This is a genomic window from Streptomyces sp. NPDC000348 (assembly GCF_042898795.1).
GTDB lineage: Bacteria > Actinomycetota > Actinomycetes > Streptomycetales > Streptomycetaceae > Streptomyces.
This window is the reverse complement of sequence record NZ_JBIAZD010000004.1, coordinates 207,490-226,187: the sequence shown is the minus strand read 5'-3', so window position 1 is coordinate 226,187 and position 18,698 is coordinate 207,490. Positions and strand designations below refer to the sequence as shown.

Below are 18,698 nucleotides of genomic sequence, written 5' to 3'. Positions count from 1 at the left end.
AAAGACGTGAGCACAGAGAGCAATACACGCCTGCTGGTCGACACACTGACCGCGCGGCGTGACGATTTCCTCGCGCAGTGGACCCGGACCGTCGGCGAGGACCTGCGCGGCAGGCTGAGCCTGGCCGAGCTCGGACGCGAACTGGGCGAGCTGTACGAAGCCGTCCTCGAGGCGCTGTCCGCCGGATCGCTGGACAGCCGCGGGGAGCAGTTCGCCGAGGCACGCAGCCTGCTGATCGAGCTGTCCCGCAACCGCGCCCGGCAGGGCTTCACCCCCACCGACACCGCCCGCAGTGTCTTCGCCCTCAAGGAGGTGCTGGAGCCCTCCCTCACGGACGACGCGGACAGCGTACGGGCCTACCTCCAGTTCTCCCGCCTGCTGGACGACCTCGGCCTGCTGACCTCCGAGGCCTACCTGCGCACCCGCGAGGAGATCATCTCCTCCCAGGCCGAGCAGCTCCTCGAACTGTCGACGCCCGTGGTCAAGCTGTGGGACGGCGTCGTGGGCGTCCCCCTGGTGGGCACCCTCGACTCGGCCCGTACCCAGGTCGTCATGGAGAAGCTGCTGCAGACCCTCGTCGACACCGACTCCACGCACGCCATCATCGACATCACCGGCGTCCCGACCGTGGACACCCAGGTCGCGCAGCACCTGCTGAAGACGGTGGTCGCCGCGCGCATGATGGGCGCCCGGTGCACTATCTCGGGCATCCGGCCGCAGATCGCGCAGACCATCGTGGCGCTCGGCATCGAGTTCGGTGACATCCCCACCAACGCCTCGCTGTCGGACGCGCTGCGCCAGGCGCTGAAGGAAGTCGCGCTGGACGCCGAGGACGACGTGCGGGGTCTCCTGTGACCGACCGCGTCCCCGTCCTCAAGATCGGTGAGGTCCTCCTGGTCTCCATCCAGACCGACCTGGACGACCAGATGGTCCTCGACCTCCAGGAGGACCTGTCCAACCGCATCGTCGCGACCGGCGCCAAGGGCGTCGTGATCGACATCTCCGCCCTGGAGATCGTCGACTCCTTCGTCGGGCGCATGCTGGCCAACAACGCCGCCGTCTCGCGCATCCTCGGCGCCGAGACCATCGTCGTGGGCATGCGGCCCGCGGTCGCGATGACCCTGGTCGAGCTCGGACTGTCCATGAGCGGCGTGCGCACGGCCCTCAACCTGGAGCGCGGGCTCAAGCTGCTACGGCGCATCGCCGCGGGCCGCGCATGAAGGACTACGCGGCCGCGAGCACCTCGACCGAGAGCGTGCCGGTCGCCACCAGCGGCGACGTGGTCAGCATGCGGCAGACGGTGCGCACCCTCTCACAACGGTGCGGCCTGTCGCTGGTGCACCAGACGAAGCTCGTCACGGCCGCCAGCGAGCTCGGGCGGAACATGCTGGTGTACGGCGGAGGGGGCGTCGTCCGCGCGGCCCCGGTCGTCGACGCGGGCCGTTCCGGCGTCTTCGTGGAGTTCCGGGACAAGGGCCCGGGCATAGCGGACGTCGAGCTGGCGCTGACCGACGGCTGGACGTCGGGCAACGGCATGGGACTCGGCCTCAGCGGCGCCAGGCGGCTCGTGGACGAGTTCGACATCGAGTCCGGGCCGTCCGGCACGACCGTGCGCATTGTGAAGTGGGGCAGGTGAACGGCGGCCTCCTCGTCGAGGCCGGTGACGTGCACTGGCTGCGCGCGGACGTGGCGCTGGCCGCCGCCGCCCGCCGCCAGGCCGCGCAGCTCGCCCGCGGCGTCTGCTTCTCCGAGGACCGGGTGGCCCGCGTCGAGCTGTGCGTGACGGAGATGGCCACCAATCTCCTCAAGCACGCGCACGACGGCTCGCTGGCCCTGCGGGTGGTGCGCACCGGCGGCCGTGCCGCCGTGGAGTGCCTGTCCCTGGACAACGGGCCCGGCATCGACGACCTGCGCCGGGCCCTGCTCGACGGCACGTCGACCGCCGGCAGCCTGGGCATCGGCATGGGAGCCATCGGCCGGCTCGCCGACGTCAGCGGCGTCCACTCCCTGCACGGCCGGGGCACGGTGGTCCAGGCCCGCTTCTGGGCCGACGGGCGGGTACCGGCTCCGCGTCCGGTGGAGGCCGCCGGCCTGACCCGCCCGATCAGCGGCGAGCTGATGTGCGGTGACACCTGGACCGTGCGCACCGCGGACGGTCACGGACCCGACGCCCTGCTGCTGATGATGTGCGACGGGCTCGGACACGGCCCCCTGGCGGCCAGGGCCGCCGAGCGGGCCGCCGGCGCCTTCCGCGAAAGCACCCGGACGAGTCCGGCCGACGTCCTGCAGGACATCCACCGGAACCTGCGCGGCACCCGCGGCGCGGCCGTCGCGGTCGCGCTGGTCGACGTCGCCGCCCAGCGCGTCCGGCTGAGCGGGGTCGGCAACGTCACGGCGCTGGTCGGCGCCGCGGACACCCGGCACGGTCTGCTGTCCGTGCCCGGTATCGTCGGGGTGCAGATGCCCAGGCCGCGCACCTTCGAGGCGCCCTTCCCGCACGGAGCGGCCCTGGTCATGCACACCGACGGCCTCAGCGACCGGTGGAAGCCCGCGGACTTCCCCGGTCTGTTCGCCCAGGACCCGGTCGTGACCGCCGCGCAGATCCTCAACCAGGCCGCGGTCCGCAGGGACGACGCCGGGATCGTCGTCGCCGCGCACGGACAGCGATGACCGCCGGGGCACCCGTCCACGAGTTGGCGACCCTCCTCCTCACGCGGGACGGGGACGTGGTCACGCTGCGCCGGTGCGCCCAGGCCGCCTGCCGGGCGGCGGGCCTGACGGGCGGTTCCCTGGTCCGGCTGACCACCGTGGTGAGCGAGGCCGGGGAACAGCTGAAGGGCGCCTCGGACCTGACCGCGCAGCTGTGCCTCGAGGAACGGGACGGGGTGCGCCTCTCCGTGCGTTTCGACTGGCGGGGAGCCCACCGGCCGCCGTCGGCCCTGCTGACCGCCGCCTCCCGCCTGCTCGACGGCAGCTCCCTGCGGCTCTCGGACGGGGACGGCCGCCACCGGCTCGTGCTCGCCCAGCGCATCCCCGCGCCGACGGCGTCCGCCGCCGAGCTGGCCGGCGAGGTGCGCGGTTCGCTGGTCGGCGCCGACACCGCGGCCGACCTGATCGAGGCCCTGCGCACGCAGAACCGTCATCTGCTGTCCGCGCTGGACGAGTCCCAGCGCCAGCAGGAGGAGCTCCAACGGCTCAATGCCGAACTGGAGGAGACCAACGCCGGCGTCCTCGCGCTCTACTCCGAGCTGGCGAGCGAGCTGGAGGAGACCAACAGCGGGGTCGTCGCCCTCTACGCGGAACTGGAGGACAAGACCCGCCAGCTCGAACTGGCCGACGAGTACAAGACCCGCTTCTGGGCCAACGTCAGCCACGAGCTGCGGTCGCCGGTGAACTCCGTCATCGCCCTCGCCCAGCTGCTGCTGGACACGGCGGCGGACCCGCTCTCCGACGAGCAGCGCCACCAGGTGGCCATGGTGCACGCGTCCGGCAGCACGCTGCTGGCCCTCGTCGACGAACTCCTCGACGTCGCCAAGGCCGAGTCCGGCCGTCTGGAGCCGCACCTCGCCGAGGTGGACCTGCGCTCGCTGCTGCACCAGTTGCGCGGCATGCTGCAGAGCACGGCGCAGCCCGGGGTCACCCTGCGCATCCCGGACCGGGCGTCGCACGGCACGCTCGTCACCGACGAGGTCATGCTGACCAGGATCCTGCGGAACGTGCTGTCGAACGCGCTGAAGTTCACGAGCGACGGCTCGGTGGTGCTGGACGTCGCCGAGGAGGACCGCGAGGACGGCGCCCACGTCGTCTTCCTGGTCGAGGACACCGGCGTCGGCATCCCGGCCCCCGAAATCGAGCGGGTGTTCGAGGAGTTCTACCAGGTGCGCGGGCCGCACCAGCGGGGGCGGCCCGGCACCGGCCTCGGGCTGCCGTACGCCCGCAAGCTGACGGAACTCCTGGGCGGCACCCTGAGGCTGGACAGCGAGGTGGGGGTCGGCACCCGGGTGGTCATCGAGGTGCCCGCCCGGCCGGCGGCTCGGGAGAGGCGGGCCACGGCCGCCCGCGGTCCGGTGCGCTCGGTCCTGGTGGTCGACGACGACGAGGCCTTCATGACCGGTTTCCGGGCCATGCTGAAGGGCGTGGCCGAGACGGTCACCACGCTCGCGGACGGCGCCGAGGCCGTCGCGGCCGTCGAGCGGGGACGGCCCGACGTGGTCTTCCTGGACCTCAACATGCCGGACCCGGACGGCTACGAGGTCCGGCGGCTGCTGGCCCGGGAACCGGCGACGGCCGACGTACCCGTGATCGTCCTGACCGCGCTCGAACCCGCTCTCGTCGACCGGACGCGCCTCGCGGGCGCCCACGCCGTGCTGAACAAGTCGCACCTGACCGCCGCGACCCTCGCGGACGCCCTGGAGCGGCTGCCGGCCGGGCCGCCCGCGGCGCAGGACCCCCTTCCCGCCCAGCCGAAGTCGTCCACGGCCAAGGAACACCCATGACCCTTCCCCTCGACGCGGAGAACCGTCCGGCACGCATCCTGGTGGTGGACGACATCCCCACCAACCGCTACGTCCTCGCCACCACCCTGCGCCGGGCCGGGCACGAGGTCACCGAGGCCGAGGACGGCACCCGCGCGCTCGAACTGCTCGACGGGCCGGGTCCCCCGCCCGAGCTCGCCGTCGTCGACGTCCGGCTGCCCGACATGACCGGCTTCGAGGTCTGCGAGCGCATCAAGGGCAACCCCGCCACGGCCGCGGTCCCGGTGATCAACGTCTCCGCCTCCGCCATCACCGTCGACGACCGGGCGCAGGGGCTCTACCGCGGGGCCGACGCGTATCTGGTCGAACCCATCGCCCCCGACGAACTGCTCGCGACGGTCACCGCCAACCTGCGCTACGCCCGGGCCCGCCGCCGCGCGGAACTCCTCGCGGACCGCCTGAACCTGCTCAACCGCATCACGCTGGCGCTGTACAGCGCCGCCGACGCGCAGGAACTGGCCAGGGTGACGGCCGAGGGGGCGGCGGCCGTCCTCCGCTGCGAGGCGGCGGCCTTCCTCACCGCACCGGAGGGCGGCGCGCTGGTCGCCCACACCTGGCACGACCGGGACGCCTCCACGCCGTGCGACGGGCCGCAGGTGCACGCCGTCCCCGCCTGGCCGCACCGCGGTGACGCCCGGGCACGGCAGGGACAGGCGGCCGCGTTCGGCCTGCCCTGCCTGCCACCGGACCTGAGGGCCCCGGAGGGACGGCGCACCGTGCTCGGCCGCGCCAAGCCCGACCGCCCGCCCGTCGCCGTCGTCATCCCGGCGGGCGCGGCCGTCACGCCGGACGACGAGCAACTGCTCGACCAACTCGTCCAGGCCGGCGCGCTGGCCCTGGAGGCACTGCGCAGCTACAGCGAGGAGCACGCGCTCGCGCTCACCCTGCAGCGCAGCTTCCTGCCCGAGAGCCTGCCGGAGACCGCGCGGGCGGATCTGGCGGTGCGCTATCTGCCCGCCGGCGAGCACACCGAGATCGGCGGTGACTTCTACGAGGCCATCGACACGCCGGACGGCCTGGTCGTGGCGGTGGGCGACGTCGCCGGCCACTCCCTGGACGCGGCCGTGGTGATGGGCCAGGTCAGGCACGCGCTGCGCGCCTACGCGGTGGAGGGGCACCCGCCCGAGGTGATCCTCGAACGGCTCGACCACCTGCTGACCTCCGTCGAGCCCGGCGTCACGGTGACGCTGTGCATCGTGCTGATCGAGTCCGGCTCCGACGCCGTCCGCGTCGCGAACGCCGGGCACCTGCCCCCGCTGCTGCACAGCCCCGACGGCACGACCGCCTACCTCCACGAGCACGGACCACTGCTCGGCCTCGGCCTGCCCCACCCGGCGGCCCACAGGGTCACCGTGACGCCCGGTTCGCTGCTCCTCCTGGTCACGGACGGGCTGGTCGAGCGCCGTCACGTCAATCTCCAGCACTCCCTGGACGTCCTCGCCTCCGTGGTCGGCGAGATGTCCAGGGACCCCGAGGAGGCCTGCGCCCAGCTGCTGGAGCGTCTGCCGCCGGACGGCAGCGACGACGTGGCCCTCCTGGCGGTACGGCTGCACGGCGCCCGGGCCGAACGGCCGCGAGAGCCGCACCCGGCGTCGGCGGAACGCGGACCGCACCGGAAGTGACGCACGCGTGGTGCCCCGGGTCCGGGCGTGCCTCCGGGCGCCCTCCACGGGCTCCCCGTCGCGCTCTTGACACCGCCCCCCGGCCGTGGGGTACTGCGCAGTGCGATGCGGATTCGGGCGGTGACGGGGGGTGGGTCCGCTGCGGGAGTCGCGTTATCCGACGGTGGCCGAACTGGTGCGCTCCGCCCGCGCGCTGGCCGTGCAATGGCCCGGTCTGTGCGTCCTGCGGCAGGTGGGGGCGTCCCGCGCGGGCCGGCCGTTGCACCTGCTGTCCGTCGGACACGCGAGGCGGGCCGTGCTGGTGGTCGCCGGCGCCCACGCCAACGAGCCGGCCGGCGGGGGCACGCTGCTCGCGCTGGCCCGGCGGACGGTCCGGGAGCGGGAGCTGCGCGACGGCGTCTCGTGGCACTTCCTGCTGTGCGCGGACCCCGACGGGGCGAGCCTCCATGTGACGCCGGCGCCGCGCAGTCTGTACGACTACCACCTGGGGTTCTTCCGTCCGGCGGGGCCGGAGCAGCCGGAGTGGGCGCCGTCGGTGCTGCCGCCCGGCCGGCTGCCGCCCGAGACCCGGGCGCTGACCGGGGTCATCGACGAGGTCCGGCCCTATCTGCAGGTGTCCCTGCACGGCACCGATCTGGGCGGCAGCTGGGTGCAGCTGACGAGGGACGTGCCCGGGCTCGCGGAGCCGTTCGCCAAGTCGGCGGCGCAGCTGCACATCCCGGTGGAGACGGGCGCCTCGGACGCGGCGGGCTGGCCGGCGTCCGGTCCCGGGGTGCACGTGATGCCCGTGCCGGAGGCCGCGCCGGCCTATCCGAGCCTGACCGACGACGCGCGGCACAGCACCTGGTACCACGCCCACCGGTACGGCGGTCTGACGGCGGTGATCGAGGTGCCGATGTGGGCCGCCGACCTGGTGGGCGACCCCGCGCCGCATCCGGACCCGGACGCGGCGCTGCGCCGTCTCGCGGACCGGCTGCTGCGGGACGCGGACGAGGTGCGGCGGGTGCTGGAGGAGACGCGACCGCGGCACGGGGACGCGGGCGGGCCGCTGCTGCGGGCGGCCGCCTGGGGGCTGGAGCTGGTGCCGGGACTGGCCGCCGACCTGGTCCGCACGCCGCCCGCGGACGGCACGCGGGCGTACGTGGGCAGCGTGGACGCGTTCACGCGCCGGGTGCCGCTCAGGGCGGCGGCGATGCTGCGGCGGGCGCTGCGGGAGAGCGACGCGGGGGCGGCGGACCGGCTGGAGGGGCTGGTCGCGCGCTGGAGCGCCGCCTTCGCCGGCCGCTTCCGCGCCCGCTGGGTGCCGGTGAACCACCAGGTCGAACACCAGTCCCGCACGGTGCTGGCGGCGGCCCGCCACGCCCGCGACCACGCCCCCTGGACGTAGCCGCGGGCAGTCGCGCCTCCGGGGCGCGGCGGCACCGGGCCGCACGTCGGCGCGGCGGCCCCGCTACGGGGCGTCCAGGGCGAAAACCGAACCCGTCCGGGCGGACATCGTGCAGGTGTTGGGGAAGGTTTCGGTGTATTCGACGGGCTCTCCGCGCCACCTCCCGTGTGCGTGGGCGGTCACCGGGGCGAAGATCATCGGGCAGACGACGTCCTTCGCCGGGATGTCGGCGATGCGCCCGTGCGCCGCGGCCAGCTCCGCGCAGGCGTCGGCGGCGCGCCGGTGTCCCCGGGGCGGGTCGCACCGCAGCACGGTGCCGTTCTCCGCGGTGGACCGCGTCTCCCCGTGGCTGACCGTGAGCATCAGCCGGCTGTCCTCGGCGACGTGCCCGGCGCCGGCCCGCGCGGGCGCCGGGCAGGCGAGCAGGACGAGGGCGGCGAGCAGTCCCGCCCGTACCGCTTTCAGTGAGGTGTGCGTCATTCCCGGTGCATCGGCACGACGGTGTCCGGACCCCACCCCGGCTCACCCGAACGGAAGGCTCCGCGTCCGGCCGGTCCGCACGCGGCGGGGACGGCCCGCGCCCGGTACCCGGCCGCGATCCGGCGGCCGGCGCACCGCGCGTCGATGGGCCGGCCCGGCTCCGGCGGCGCCCCGGCCGGGACGCGCCCGGCGTGCGCACCGTCGGCCACGGCTTCGGGGTGCGTCAACGCCGCGACGAACGCGGGGATTTCGCCGGGGACCCGCCGGGGGGTCAGTGCGCCGCGAGCCGGTAGGTGATCTGCCCGAAGCCGATCTGGTCGCCCTCGCGGACCACGGCCGCGCCGACCACCCGGCGCCCGTTCACCGTGGTGCCGTTGGTGGAGCCGAGGTCCCGCAGCACCCAGAGGCCACCCTGGTGGCGGAGTTCGGCGTGCACGCGGGAGACCGTCTCGTGACTGAGCCGCAGTCCGCTGCCCGGGTCGCGGCCTATGCGCAGGGGGTGGCCGGTCGTCGGGTGCGGCAGCAGCAGCTTGGGGAGCTTCTCGGCCTGCCAGGCCCGGCGCAGCCGCACGGTGAATCCGGAGACGGCCTCCACGGTGCCGAACACCACGCGGGAGAGGCGGCTTTCCTGCGGGAGGTCGGCGGTGAGCGCGGCGAGTTCGTCGGAACGGCGTGCCGCGAGCGCGAGTTCCATGCGCCGGACGAACGTGTCGTGGGACAGGCGGCCCATGGCGACGCCGTCCCGCAGCACGCTCAACGCCTTGTCGCGCTCCGCGTCGGAGAGCCGCGCGGGGTACGTGTGGAACTCGAAGGACGACGTCACGCCGCTGATTGTCGGTCAGTGACGGCCGGGCTGTCCAGGAAGCGGGAAAACGGCCGCCCCGCGCGCGTGCCCGGCGACACCTTCCGCAAAAGGGCGGATCCCCCGGCGAATTGATCTCCCATGAAGCACGATGGACGGGCTACATCACGGTGAGCAGACGAAGGGGAACCGTCCGTGCAGTTCGAGGTGTGGGCACCGCAGGCCGGCCGAGTGACGCTCCAGTGCGACGGCGTCACGCGGGCGTTGGAACGTGATCCGGAGCGGGAGGGGTGGTGGCGGGGGGAGGCCGGGGCGCACGACGGCTCCCGGTACGGCTTCGCGCTGGACGGCGGTCCCGTCCTGCCCGATCCGCGCTCGCGCCGGCAGCCGGACGGACCGGACGGCCTGAGCGCCGTCGTCGACCACGACCGGTTCGCCTGGCGCGCGGAGTGGGCCGGGCGTCCGCTGCCCGGCGCGGTGCTGTACGAGCTGCACGTGGGCACGTACACGCGCGAGGGCACCTTCGACGCCGCCGCCGAGCGGCTCGGTCATCTCGCGGAGCTGGGCGTGACGCATGTGGAGCTGATGCCGGTGTGCCCGTTCCCGGGCCGGCACGGATGGGGGTACGAGGGGGTCTCGCTGTGGGCGGTGCACGAGCCGTACGGCGGGCCCGAGGGACTGAAGCGGTTCGTCGACCGGGCGCACGCGCTCGGCCTCGGCGTCGTGCTGGACGTCGTGCACAACCACCTGGGACCCTCCGGGAACTACCTGCCGCTGTTCGGGCCGTACTTCACGGACACCCATCACACCCCGTGGGGGGCGGCGGTCAATCTGGACGCGCCCGGCTCCGACGAGGTGCGCGCGTTCCTCGTGGAGAGCGCGCTGGCGTGGCTGCGGGACTACCGGTTCGACGGGCTGCGGCTGGACGCGGTGCACGCGCTGGCGGACACGCGCGCGTGCCACTTCCTGGAGGAGCTGTCCGGGGCCGTGGACGCCCTCGCCGCCGACACCGGCCGGCCCCTGTTCCTGATCGCCGAGTCGGATCTGAACGACCCCAGGACCGTCCGGCCCCGCGCGGAGGGCGGCTGGGGGCTGCACGCACAGTGGAACGACGACTTCCACCACGCCCTGCACACCGCGCTGACCGGTGAGGCGCAGGGCTACTACGCCGACTTCGCGCGCGCCCCGTTCGCGGCCCTCGCCAAGACGCTCACGGGCGGCTTCTTCCACGACGGCACGTACTCCAGCTTCCGGGGCCGCAGCCACGGCCGCCCCCTGGACCGCAACCGGGTGGCCGGGCACCGGCTCCTCGGCTACAGCCAGACCCACGACCAGGTCGGCAACCGCGCCCGGGGGGACCGCCTGGCCGCCCTGGTCTCCCCCGGGCTGCTGGCCTGCGCGGCGGCCCTCACGCTGACCGCTCCCTTCACGCCCATGCTGTTCATGGGCGAGGAGTGGGCGGCGGGCACGCCCTGGCAGTTCTTCACCGACCACACCGACCCGGAGCTCGCCGAGGCGGTGAGCGCGGGCCGGCGGCGGGAGTTCGCCGCGCACGGCTGGGCCGAGCAGGACGTGCCCGACCCGCAGGACCCCGCCACCCGCGACCGCTCCTGCCTCGACTGGTCGGAGCCGGAACGCGAGCCCCACGCGCGCGTGCTGTCCTGGTACCGGCTCCTCCTCTCCCTGCGCCGCGAACAGCCGGACCTCACCGACCCCGATCTCGGCGACACCAAGGTGGCCCACGACGAGGAGCACCGCTGGCTGGCCTTCCGGCGGGGGGACGTCCGGGTCGCCGTCAACCTCGGCCGGGAACCGGCGGCGATCCCGCTGGGCGTCCCCGGCGCGCGCGTCCTCGCGGCGTGGGAACCGGTGGACACGCCGGGCCCGGACGGGGTGCTGCGGCTGCCCGCGGAGTCGGCGGTGGTGCTGCTGCAGGACTGACGGCCGCGGCTACGGGGCTTCGTCGCCGCCCCCGAGGTCCGTCACGCGTTCCAGCATGATCGGCTCCCAGGCGCGGCGCAGCCGGGCGTGCAGGACGGGCGGCGGGATGGCGGTGCGGCCGGTGAGGGCCTCGGCGAGGTGGCGGACGGAGTCGCAGCGGGCCAGCCACAGGCCGCGCAGACAGGGGCGGGCGCCGTAGCCGGCGAGGGTGGCGGCGCGTACGGCGGCCGGGGCTCCGACGGCGAGCGCGAGGCCCGCGATGTCCTCGGCGGGGTCGCCGACCACCGCCGCGTCCCAGCCGAGGACGCCCCGTACGCGGCCGTCCGCGCTCACCACGAGGTGCCCGCCGGTGAGGGCGTGGTGGACGAGCACGGCCGTGCCGGGCTGGGCGGCGAGCTGGACCGCGGCGGGCGGGGTGAGCCGGTTCAGCCGGCCCGGGTCGAACTCGTCGGCCTCGGCGAGCCGTCCGGCGGCCTCCGCGGCGGCGCGGCGCAGGGCTTCCAGGGAGCGCGGGGAGACGCGCGGCACGCCGAGCGTCTCCGCCTGCCGCACCGGCACCTCCCGCAGCCCCGTGAGCAGCCCGGCGAGGTCGGCCTCGCCGACGGCGGACACGCGGTGCTCCTCCGCCGTCCCGCCGGTCAGCCGGGTGTCCAGGGTGCAGAGCAGACCGGGCGCCCACTCGCCGTACGCCACGGCGGACGGCAGCGCGACCGCGACGTGCGGGCGGACGAGGTCGCGCAGCCGCAGTTCGCGGCGGCGGCGCAGGCTCGCCTCACGGTCCGGGGCGAGGCGCAGCACGTGGCGGGTGCCGACCCACCAGGCGGCGGGCCCGTCGCCCGCGGCGACGGGCCGGACGTCGGGTCCTGCGGCGGATTCCGTGCCGCCGCCCCCGCCGCCGTCCTTCAGCAGGGAGCGGGCCAGTCGGCGGACGGTGTCCGCGGTGGGTGTCGGTGCCTGGGTCATGATCGCGCCGTTGCCGTTCGGGGAGCCAGGGAGGGGACGGGGGGAGCCGTTCAGTCCACTATGACCATCTCCCGCGCGGTGTTGTTCAGCCGCCGTCCGCCGTCCTCGGTCACGGTCACGATGTCCTCGATGCGCACGCCGAACCGGCCGGGCAGGTAGACGCCGGGTTCGACGGAGAAGCACATGCCGGGCACGAGGGGCTGCTCCTCGCCCTCGATCATGTACGGCGGCTCGTGCGTGGTGACGCCGATGCCGTGCCCGGTGCGGTGGATGAAGTACTCCCCGTACCCCGCGCCGGCGATGACCCCGCGGGCGGCCCGGTCGACCTCCTGGCAGGCGGCCCCGGGCCGCACCGCGCGAAAGCCCGCCTCCTGCGCCTCGCGCACGAGGTCGTGCACCCGGCGCTCCTCGTCGGTGGGTTCGCCGACGTGGACGGTGCGGGAGGTGTCGGACCCGTAGCCGTCCTTGAGGCCGCCGAAGTCGAGGACGACCATGTCGCCGTGCTCGATGACGCGGTCGCCGGTCTCGTGGTGCGGGTTGGCGCCGTCGGGTCCGGAGGCGACGATCGTGAAGTCGACCCGGGAGTGTCCGAACCGGCGCAGCAGGGCGGCCAGGTCGGCGGCGACGTCGGTCTCGCGGCGGCCGGCGAAGGCGACGCCCCTGATCTCCTCGAAGGCCGCGTCCGCCGCGGCCCCGGCGGCGGCCAGGAGCTCCAGCTCCGCCGCGTCCTTGACGGCGCGGAGCATCGGCAGGGCCTCGGTGAGGGAGGCGTACGAGGTGCCGGGCAGCGCCTTCTGCAGGCCGAGCAGGTGCATGGCCCAGGCGTTGTCGCTGACGCCGAACCGCCCGTCCGCGTCCAGCAGGGCGGCGGTGGCCGCGTAGGGGTCCTTGCCGTCGGTCCAGTCGCGCAGGGTGAGGGCCGGGGCGCCGGGGGCGCGCTCGGCGTCCGGGGCCTCCAGGGCGGGGACGACGAGTACGGGTTCCCTGCCGGCCGCCAGGACGAGCAGGGTGAGCCGCTCGGTGACGGCGGTGGGGGTGTAGCCGGTGAGCCACACCAGGTCGGGGCCGGGCGCCACGAGCAGTCCGGCGAGCCCGGCGTCGGCGGCCTGCCGCGCCGCGCGCTCCATACGGGCCTCGTAGTCGTCGGCGGTGAAGGACGCGGACACGGCGCCGGTCATTCGGGGGCCTCCCAGGGCGACAGCAGGGTACGGGCAGCATCCTGCCCGGCGGGCGGGGGTGGCGCGAGCCGGTTCGCGGTGTTCGCCCCGCGGCCCACCACACCTAATGGTGGGGCATTGCTCTTCCATTAGATCTGATGATGTGATCTAGATCTGATGATGTGATCACACTGAACCGTCAACAGGCGCTTCGGGGAGGCCCACGACCGTGCTCGTGCTCGCACACATCAGCGATCTGCATCTGGACGGAACCGCGCGGGCGACGGAGCGCGCCCGGCGGGTGCGGGACCGGCTGTGGGAGCTGCCGGTCCGGCCGGACGCGCTGCTGGTGACCGGGGACATCGCGGACCACGGCACCGAGTCCGAGTACGAGGAGGCGGCCCGCCTGCTGGGACTGCGCGACGGGAGCGCCCCGTTCCCCGTGCTGACCTGCCCGGGCAACCACGACGTCCGGGCGCCGTACCGCACGGCGCTGCTGGGCCGGCCGGCCGCCGACGGGCCGGTCAACAGCGCGCACGTGCTGGACGGCGGCGCGGTGCTGATGTGCGACTCGAGCGTCCCCGGCCGCGACGACGGGGAGCTGGACGCGGAGACCCACGCCTGGATCGAGTCGACGCTCGACGGGCTCGACGACGGCCTTTTGGCCCTGCTCGCCTTCCACCACCCGCCGGTGCCGCTGCATCACCCCCTGCCGGACTCCTACCCCCTGCGCGACCCCGGGCGGCTGGCGGCCCTGCTGGCGCGCCGGCCCGAGGTCGTCGGGCTGATCACCGGTCACGCCCACACCCCGGCCGCCACGACGTTCGCGGGCCGCCCGGTGCTGGTGGGACCGGGCGTGACCTGGACGCTGCGGCTGCCCTGGGAGGGCGAGCAGATCGCGGACCGGGACGCCCCGGTCGGACTCGCCTTCCACGTGCTGGACGACGAGGGCCGGCTCACCAGCCACTTCCGCGTGGTCACGTGACGATGCCGGGGACGGCCGTCAGCTGCCGGTGGTCACCGCCGCGGTGACGCACCGTCAGTCTCACCTCGTCGCCCGGACGGGCCCGGGCGACGGCGCGTGCCAGGTCGGCGGCCGAGTCGACACGGGTGGCGCCGAAGGCGAGGAGGACGTCGCCGCGCACGAGCCCGGCCGAGGACCCCGGTCCGGGCACGTGCACGGCGACGACCAGCGCCCCGGGTCCCCTGTCGTCGGCCACCTCCACGCCGAGCCTGGTGGCCACGGGCGCGGACGGGGCGGGCCGCGGTGCCGCGGCCGGGGCGGCCGGAGGCGTCCCCGGCCGCCGCTCCGGACCGGCGAGCCCGCCCGTGCCGACGACCGCGGCCCCCACCGCCCCCAGCCCGGCTCCGGACAGCACCAGGACCACCCCCGCCGTCACTCCGAGCAGCACGGTCACCAGCCGCCGCCCGCGCCGGCGCCCGGGGCGCCGACCGGGCGGGCCGGAGCCCGGCCCGGCGCCGGATCCGCCCCCGCCCCCGTCGCCGGGCATCGGCCTGGGCCGCAACGCGGTCTGTTCCATGGTTCGCCTCCGGCGGCAGTGCGGGCGGTGCTGGGCGTCAGACGAGGACCGGCGGTGCCGGTACCCGGTCCGGAAGGAAGCCGTGGACCCGGCCGGACAGGTACTCGTCCTTGTACCGGTCGACGCTGCGGTGCCAGTTGAGGATGCCCGCCATCCAGTTCCGCAGGTCCGCCACATAGCCCCGCATGACCGCCCGCGCCTCGTCCGACAGCTGGAAGTCGTCGTAGACGGCGGGCAGTTCGTGCTCCACGACATGCTCGAACTGGCGCATGCGCTGGTTCATCAGGTCCTGCACCACGGGCAGCGCGGTCGGATAGTCGACGCCGAAGAAGTTCTGCACCACGAGGACCGCGTTGTGCATCTCGCCCTCGAACTCGATCTCCTTCTGGTACGAGAAGATGTCGTTGAGGAGGCACGCGTAGTCGATCGCCGCGTTCTCCAGGGAGCGGACGGGACCGCTGCGGTAGACCTCCGGTGGCACCGCCGGTCCGTGTCCGGCGCGGCAGAGGCCCAGGGTGAGGTCGGAGCCGAAGGTGGCGCGCCGCATCTCCAGGTAGTCCACGGGGTCCGGGACGCGGTTTTGGATCTGGTTGGACAGCTCCCACACCCAGGCCTCGGTCATCGTGTCGACGGCCGACCTCAGGGGGCGGCGCTCGTCGGGTGTCATCCCGGCCGTCGTACGCCTCCACAGGTCGATCAGCGCCCGCTCCATGGCGTTGACGGGCGGCGGGACCTCCTCGGAGTCGAGGGGCATGCAGGCCGACAGGCGGGCCGTGGTCAGCCGGGCGGCGGCCAGGTCGCGGCGGTGGCCGTAGACGAGGGGGTAGTAGTCGTCGCCGTAGGTGCCGAAGGCCAGCCAGCCGGAGGCGAGGTCGAGCTCCTCCTGGGTGGCGTCCGGGTCGAGGCCCGCCGCGCACAGGGGGAGGTCGCAGCTGGCGAGTTTGGCCTCGTCCCAGACGCCCTCACCGAGGAAGCCGATCCGCCGGGACCACTCCAGCAGGTGCCGCCGCGCGCCGTCGAGCGCGGGGCTGAGCTCCAGCGGGAACGGCATGCGGATCTCGGGGATGATCGACGGACCGACCTTCCGGAACGGCACGTGCGTGTGGGCGCGCAGCCTCTCGGCCCCCGCGCCGGCGAGCAGCGCGCCGACGTCGGCGGCGGACGTCCCGGGACCGGACGGGGACTGCCAGGGAGCGCCCGCGCGCGCGCCCTCGTTCATGTAGCGGCTGGAGCGCAGGTGCCACTCGTGTCCGCCGGACTGCCAGTCCTGCAGGCCCTTCGCGTACGCCCCGACGGCCGCGGTCTCGGCCGGGGTGAGCCCGTTCTCCAGCGCCACCGCGGGGACTTCGGTGAACGCGGTGTGCTCGAACTGGTGGAGCCGCGAGGTGAGGACGTCGTTGACGATGTCGGCGGCCTCCTGGGTGGTGCAGCCGAAGAAGGTCTCCAGGACGAGCACGCCGTTGCTGAGTTCGCCCTCGTCCTCGACCTCCCGCTGGTAGGAGAACAGGTCGTTGCGCAGGTGCACGGCGTCGGAAAAGGTCTCCATCAGCACCCTCAGCGGCCTGGTCCCGGCGACGGCGGCGGGCACTTCGGCGGTCGCGTACTCCACGAGCCCGGCGGACCAGGGCGCGCCGCCCACCTTGCGGCGCATCTCGATGTATTCGACGGGGTTGGCGATCCGCCCCTCGTTGATGTTGGACAACTCCCACAGGGACTCGTTGAGGAGGTGTTCGGTGGCGAGGGCGAACCGGCGGCGCCAGCCGGCGGACATCGCCGGCACGGTGCGCGCCCACAGGTCGGCGAGGCCCGCCTCGACCGGGTTCCCCGGTTCGGGAACGGGGGCCGCCGGGTCGAGCGGCATGAACAGCGGCAGCCGGTCCAGATGGGCCTTGCCGGCGGCGCGGTCCTGGGTGCGTTTGAACTTCTCCAGGAAGTGGTCGTCGAAGAAGAAGACCCACACGTACCAGTCGGTGATGAGCGAGAGGGCGGGTCCGTCGCAGTCGGGATGGGTGTAGGCGCAGAGCAGGCCGTAGTCGTGCGCGTCGAGGTCGGCCTGCTCCCAGACCCCGCTGCCCTCCAGCATGCCCATCTCGCGCGCCCACCCGGTCGAGTGGGCGCGGGCCTCGTCGACATGCGGGTTGAGCCGCGCGGGATGCGGCAGGTAGAAGTGCGGGAGTTCGAACGGCTGCGTCATGGCCGGGGGCTACCCGCGGCCCGGTGGCGGCATCCACCGGGCCCCGCATGATCACACCATCGCGTGAACCGTGCCCCGTACGGGAGTTGCGGACCCTATGTCCGGACCTGGATCAGCGCGTGGGTGCCGCCGGTGCGCCAGCGCTGCCCCTCCGCCGCGACCAGCGCCGCCTCGGTGTCTGCGGTCAGTCCGGTGATCACGTCGGACTTCAGGGTGCGCAGGGCGGCGACCGGGCCCGGGAAGTAACCGGTGACCTCCGTGAAGGGTGTGGTCGGGGGCCAGTACCGGTCGCCCACGAGACGGCGGTAGTTGAGGTCGCCCTTGACGACGGTGAGCGCGGCGGCCGCGAAGTCCGCGCGGAGGTCGTCCGGCATGTCCGTGTACGGCAGCGGCGAGCAGGAGAACGGGTGGGCGCGGAGGGTGAGCCGGCCGTCGGTGAGCGCGGTCCACAGGCCGCGCCCGTACTCGGCCGCCGCGCCCTCGGCGCCGGTGAGCCGGCGCACCGCGTCGACGACGTCGGCGGTGGTGGCGTCGGAGACGTAGTACGGGTACGGCTTGACGTGCAGCACCGCCCGGGCGATACGGCCGTGGGCCAGCAGGTGGGCGACGAGCAGGAGGTCCGGGACGAGTTCGCGGCCCGCGTTGTCGGCGACCAGGCACAGCGTGCCGGTGCCGGAGGCGCCGAGCAGCGGCCACAGGCGTTCGCCGTCGTCGGCCACCAGGGCGGGTACGGCGGCCGCCTCCTCGGCGCCCTCGGCGGACAGCCGGAAGCCGAGGTCGGCGCGGTTGCCCCACAGGGAGCCGTGCAGCAGGGCGCGGGCCCGTTCGTCCTCCGGCTGCCGGGCGAGGTCGTCGAGCACGGCCAGTTCCTCGTCCGTGGCGGGCGAGTCGAGTTCGGCGAGCTTGGACGGGCGGAACGGGTCGATGCCCTGCCAGGGGCCGGGGGCGAAGTAGCCCACCGCGTGCAGCAGCCGGCGGTAGAACCAGCTCTCGGACCACAGCCACGGCACGTCGTACCAGGAGCGGCCGGCGTAGGTGTCCGCCCCCCATGCCTCCCAGTCGCGCCGGTCGTGCGCGTCGGCGGGGAGGGGTTCGATCGTGCCCGCGGTGCAGTCGGCGAGCAGCGCGTCGAGCGCGCGGTGCTGCTCGGGCCCGTACGGGAAGGCCTCGCGCACCTGCCGGATGATGGCGGGGTGCCGCTCGGCCAGCACGCTGTGGGGGAAGGTGCCGGGCTCGTCGGCGACGATCACGGGCGCGGTGGGGTGGTCGGACATGCGGCTCACCGTAACGCGCGCGGGTCGTCCGCGCCGTGGGTCACACCGGTGCGATCTCCCGCTCCAGCCGTGCGGCCAGGCTGAGATAGCGGGCGCGCCGGGTGACGGGGACCAGGCCCCGGATGAGGATCTGCCACATCTCGGCCGTGCGGCGGGGCTGCCGGGCGACGGATTCACGGGAGCGGCCGACGACGCGGGTGCCGACGAAGAAGCAGACCAGGGAGTGCGCCACGACGTCGATGTCGACGTCCGGGTGGACGTCGGACTCCCTGACGGCGCCCATGAGCCGGGCCGCGACGATGTCCAGCCACTCGGTGAAGGGATGGCTCAGCGGGGGGCGCGGCCGGGTGCCTCCGGTGGCGAGCCGCAGTCCGGCCCGCAGGACGGGGTCCTCGGCCGACATCCTGGCTATGCCGAAGGTGAGGCGCATCAGCGCCTCCAGGGAGGTGTGCCCCCGGACCTCGGTGTCCCGGGCCAGCCGGCGGCTGGTCGCGGACTGGAGCTCCAGGATGGCGTGGGCGAGGTCCTCCTTCGCGGCGAAGTGGAAGTAGAGGGCCCCCTTGGTGACCTGGGCGTGCTCGACGATGTCGCTGAGACTGGTCGATTCATAGCCCTGTCGGTCGAACAGCTCGGCGGCGGCCGTGATGATCGTCGCACGGGTCTGCTCGGCGCGTACCTGCCTCGCCATCGCCTGAACTCCTGAGCCGGAAAGGAACGGGTCGTGCTGTTTGTTTTCACGTTTGGCACACGATATCTCACGATGCGGCCGCGTTCACCACGTGAACAGCCCAAGGGACTTGGG

17 protein-coding genes are annotated in these 18,698 nt (G+C 74.3%); 9 read left to right on the top strand and 8 right to left on the bottom strand.

Annotated elements, in window-relative coordinates:
* Nucleotides 1-6: 6 nt before the first annotated feature.
* The 7 genes from ACFY3N_RS10640 to ACFY3N_RS10610 all read left to right on the top strand — a co-directional run bounded on the left by ACFY3N_RS10640 (nt 7) and on the right by ACFY3N_RS10610 (nt 7,544).
* Nucleotides 7-855 (top strand): STAS domain-containing protein, encoded by an 849-nt coding sequence (locus ACFY3N_RS10640; protein ID WP_390816248.1) that lies wholly within the window; start codon nt 7-9, stop codon nt 853-855.
* On the top strand, nt 852-1,220 hold the full coding sequence (locus ACFY3N_RS10635) for an STAS domain-containing protein (RefSeq protein WP_381224918.1): 369 nt from the start codon (nt 852-854) through the stop codon (nt 1,218-1,220). The genes ACFY3N_RS10640 and ACFY3N_RS10635 overlap by 4 nt, the downstream gene beginning before the upstream one ends.
* A complete protein-coding gene (locus tag ACFY3N_RS10630; RefSeq protein WP_390816247.1) occupies nt 1,217-1,636 on the top strand; it encodes an anti-sigma regulatory factor in 420 nt (139 codons plus the stop codon). Before ACFY3N_RS10635 ends, ACFY3N_RS10630 begins: the two co-directional genes overlap by 4 nt.
* Entirely contained in the window at nt 1,624-2,670 is a 1,047-nt protein-coding gene (locus ACFY3N_RS10625; RefSeq protein WP_390816246.1) for an anti-sigma regulatory factor, read from the top strand. Before ACFY3N_RS10630 ends, ACFY3N_RS10625 begins: the two co-directional genes overlap by 13 nt.
* Nucleotides 2,667-4,496 carry an ATP-binding protein gene (locus ACFY3N_RS10620; RefSeq protein WP_390816245.1) on the top strand — a complete coding sequence of 610 codons (1,830 nt, stop codon included), beginning with the start codon at nt 2,667-2,669 and terminating at the stop codon, nt 4,494-4,496. Before ACFY3N_RS10625 ends, ACFY3N_RS10620 begins: the two co-directional genes overlap by 4 nt.
* The gene (locus ACFY3N_RS10615) at nt 4,493-6,157 is read left to right on the top strand and encodes a SpoIIE family protein phosphatase (protein ID WP_390816244.1); all 1,665 of its coding nucleotides are present in this window, start codon (nt 4,493-4,495) and stop codon (nt 6,155-6,157) included. The genes ACFY3N_RS10620 and ACFY3N_RS10615 overlap by 4 nt, the downstream gene beginning before the upstream one ends.
* A gap of 130 nt (nt 6,158-6,287) precedes the next feature.
* Nucleotides 6,288-7,544 carry a M14 family zinc carboxypeptidase gene (locus ACFY3N_RS10610; RefSeq protein ID WP_390816243.1) on the top strand — a complete coding sequence of 419 codons (1,257 nt, stop codon included), beginning with the start codon at nt 6,288-6,290 and terminating at the stop codon, nt 7,542-7,544.
* Nucleotides 7,545-7,607: 63 nt separating this feature from the next.
* Here ACFY3N_RS10610 and ACFY3N_RS10605 read toward each other — a convergent pair whose 3' ends face one another.
* Both ACFY3N_RS10605 and ACFY3N_RS10600 read right to left on the bottom strand, forming a co-directional pair.
* Complete coding sequence (locus ACFY3N_RS10605; RefSeq protein WP_390816242.1) at nt 7,608-8,024, bottom strand: SSI family serine proteinase inhibitor; 417 nt, start codon at nt 8,022-8,024, stop codon at nt 7,608-7,610.
* 271 nt (nt 8,025-8,295) lie between these two features.
* A complete protein-coding gene (locus ACFY3N_RS10600) occupies nt 8,296-8,847 on the bottom strand; it encodes an FHA domain-containing protein (protein ID WP_390816241.1) in 552 nt (183 codons plus the stop codon).
* Between the two features lie 174 nt (nt 8,848-9,021).
* On the opposite strand from ACFY3N_RS10600, the gene treZ reads away from it, so the two are divergent.
* Nucleotides 9,022-10,767 carry a malto-oligosyltrehalose trehalohydrolase gene (gene treZ, locus ACFY3N_RS10595; protein ID WP_390816240.1) on the top strand — a complete coding sequence of 582 codons (1,746 nt, stop codon included), beginning with the start codon at nt 9,022-9,024 and terminating at the stop codon, nt 10,765-10,767.
* A gap of 9 nt (nt 10,768-10,776) precedes the next feature.
* On the opposite strand, the gene ACFY3N_RS10590 is transcribed toward treZ, so the two are convergent.
* Together ACFY3N_RS10590 and ACFY3N_RS10585 are read right to left on the bottom strand one after the other, a co-directional pair.
* Entirely contained in the window at nt 10,777-11,730 is a 954-nt protein-coding gene (locus ACFY3N_RS10590; protein ID WP_390816239.1) for an aminoglycoside phosphotransferase family protein, read from the bottom strand.
* A gap of 50 nt (nt 11,731-11,780) precedes the next feature.
* Nucleotides 11,781-12,908, bottom strand: a complete 1,128-nt coding sequence (locus ACFY3N_RS10585) for an aminopeptidase P family protein (RefSeq protein WP_390816238.1) — start codon at nt 12,906-12,908, stop codon at nt 11,781-11,783.
* A 208-nt stretch (nt 12,909-13,116) separates the two neighbouring features.
* On the opposite strand from ACFY3N_RS10585, the gene ACFY3N_RS10580 reads away from it, so the two are divergent.
* Nucleotides 13,117-13,872, top strand: coding sequence for a metallophosphoesterase (locus tag ACFY3N_RS10580; RefSeq protein WP_390816237.1), 756 nt, complete (start codon nt 13,117-13,119; stop codon nt 13,870-13,872).
* Here ACFY3N_RS10580 and ACFY3N_RS10575 read toward each other — a convergent pair.
* The 4 genes from ACFY3N_RS10575 to ACFY3N_RS10560 form a co-directional block, all read right to left on the bottom strand.
* Complete coding sequence (locus ACFY3N_RS10575; RefSeq protein ID WP_390816236.1) at nt 13,865-14,428, bottom strand: PDZ domain-containing protein; 564 nt, start codon at nt 14,426-14,428, stop codon at nt 13,865-13,867. The two genes, ACFY3N_RS10580 and ACFY3N_RS10575, sit on opposite strands and share 8 nt — an antisense overlap.
* A gap of 37 nt (nt 14,429-14,465) precedes the next feature.
* Nucleotides 14,466-16,622 (bottom strand): germacradienol/geosmin synthase Cyc2, encoded by a 2,157-nt coding sequence (cyc2, locus tag ACFY3N_RS10570; protein ID WP_390816235.1) that lies wholly within the window; start codon nt 16,620-16,622, stop codon nt 14,466-14,468.
* Nucleotides 16,623-16,717: 95 nt separating this feature from the next.
* A complete protein-coding gene (locus tag ACFY3N_RS10565; protein ID WP_390816234.1) occupies nt 16,718-17,896 on the bottom strand; it encodes a damage-control phosphatase ARMT1 family protein in 1,179 nt (392 codons plus the stop codon).
* A gap of 40 nt (nt 17,897-17,936) precedes the next feature.
* A complete protein-coding gene (locus ACFY3N_RS10560) occupies nt 17,937-18,584 on the bottom strand; it encodes a ScbR family autoregulator-binding transcription factor (protein WP_390816233.1) in 648 nt (215 codons plus the stop codon).
* Nucleotides 18,585-18,698: the final 114 nt, after the last annotated feature.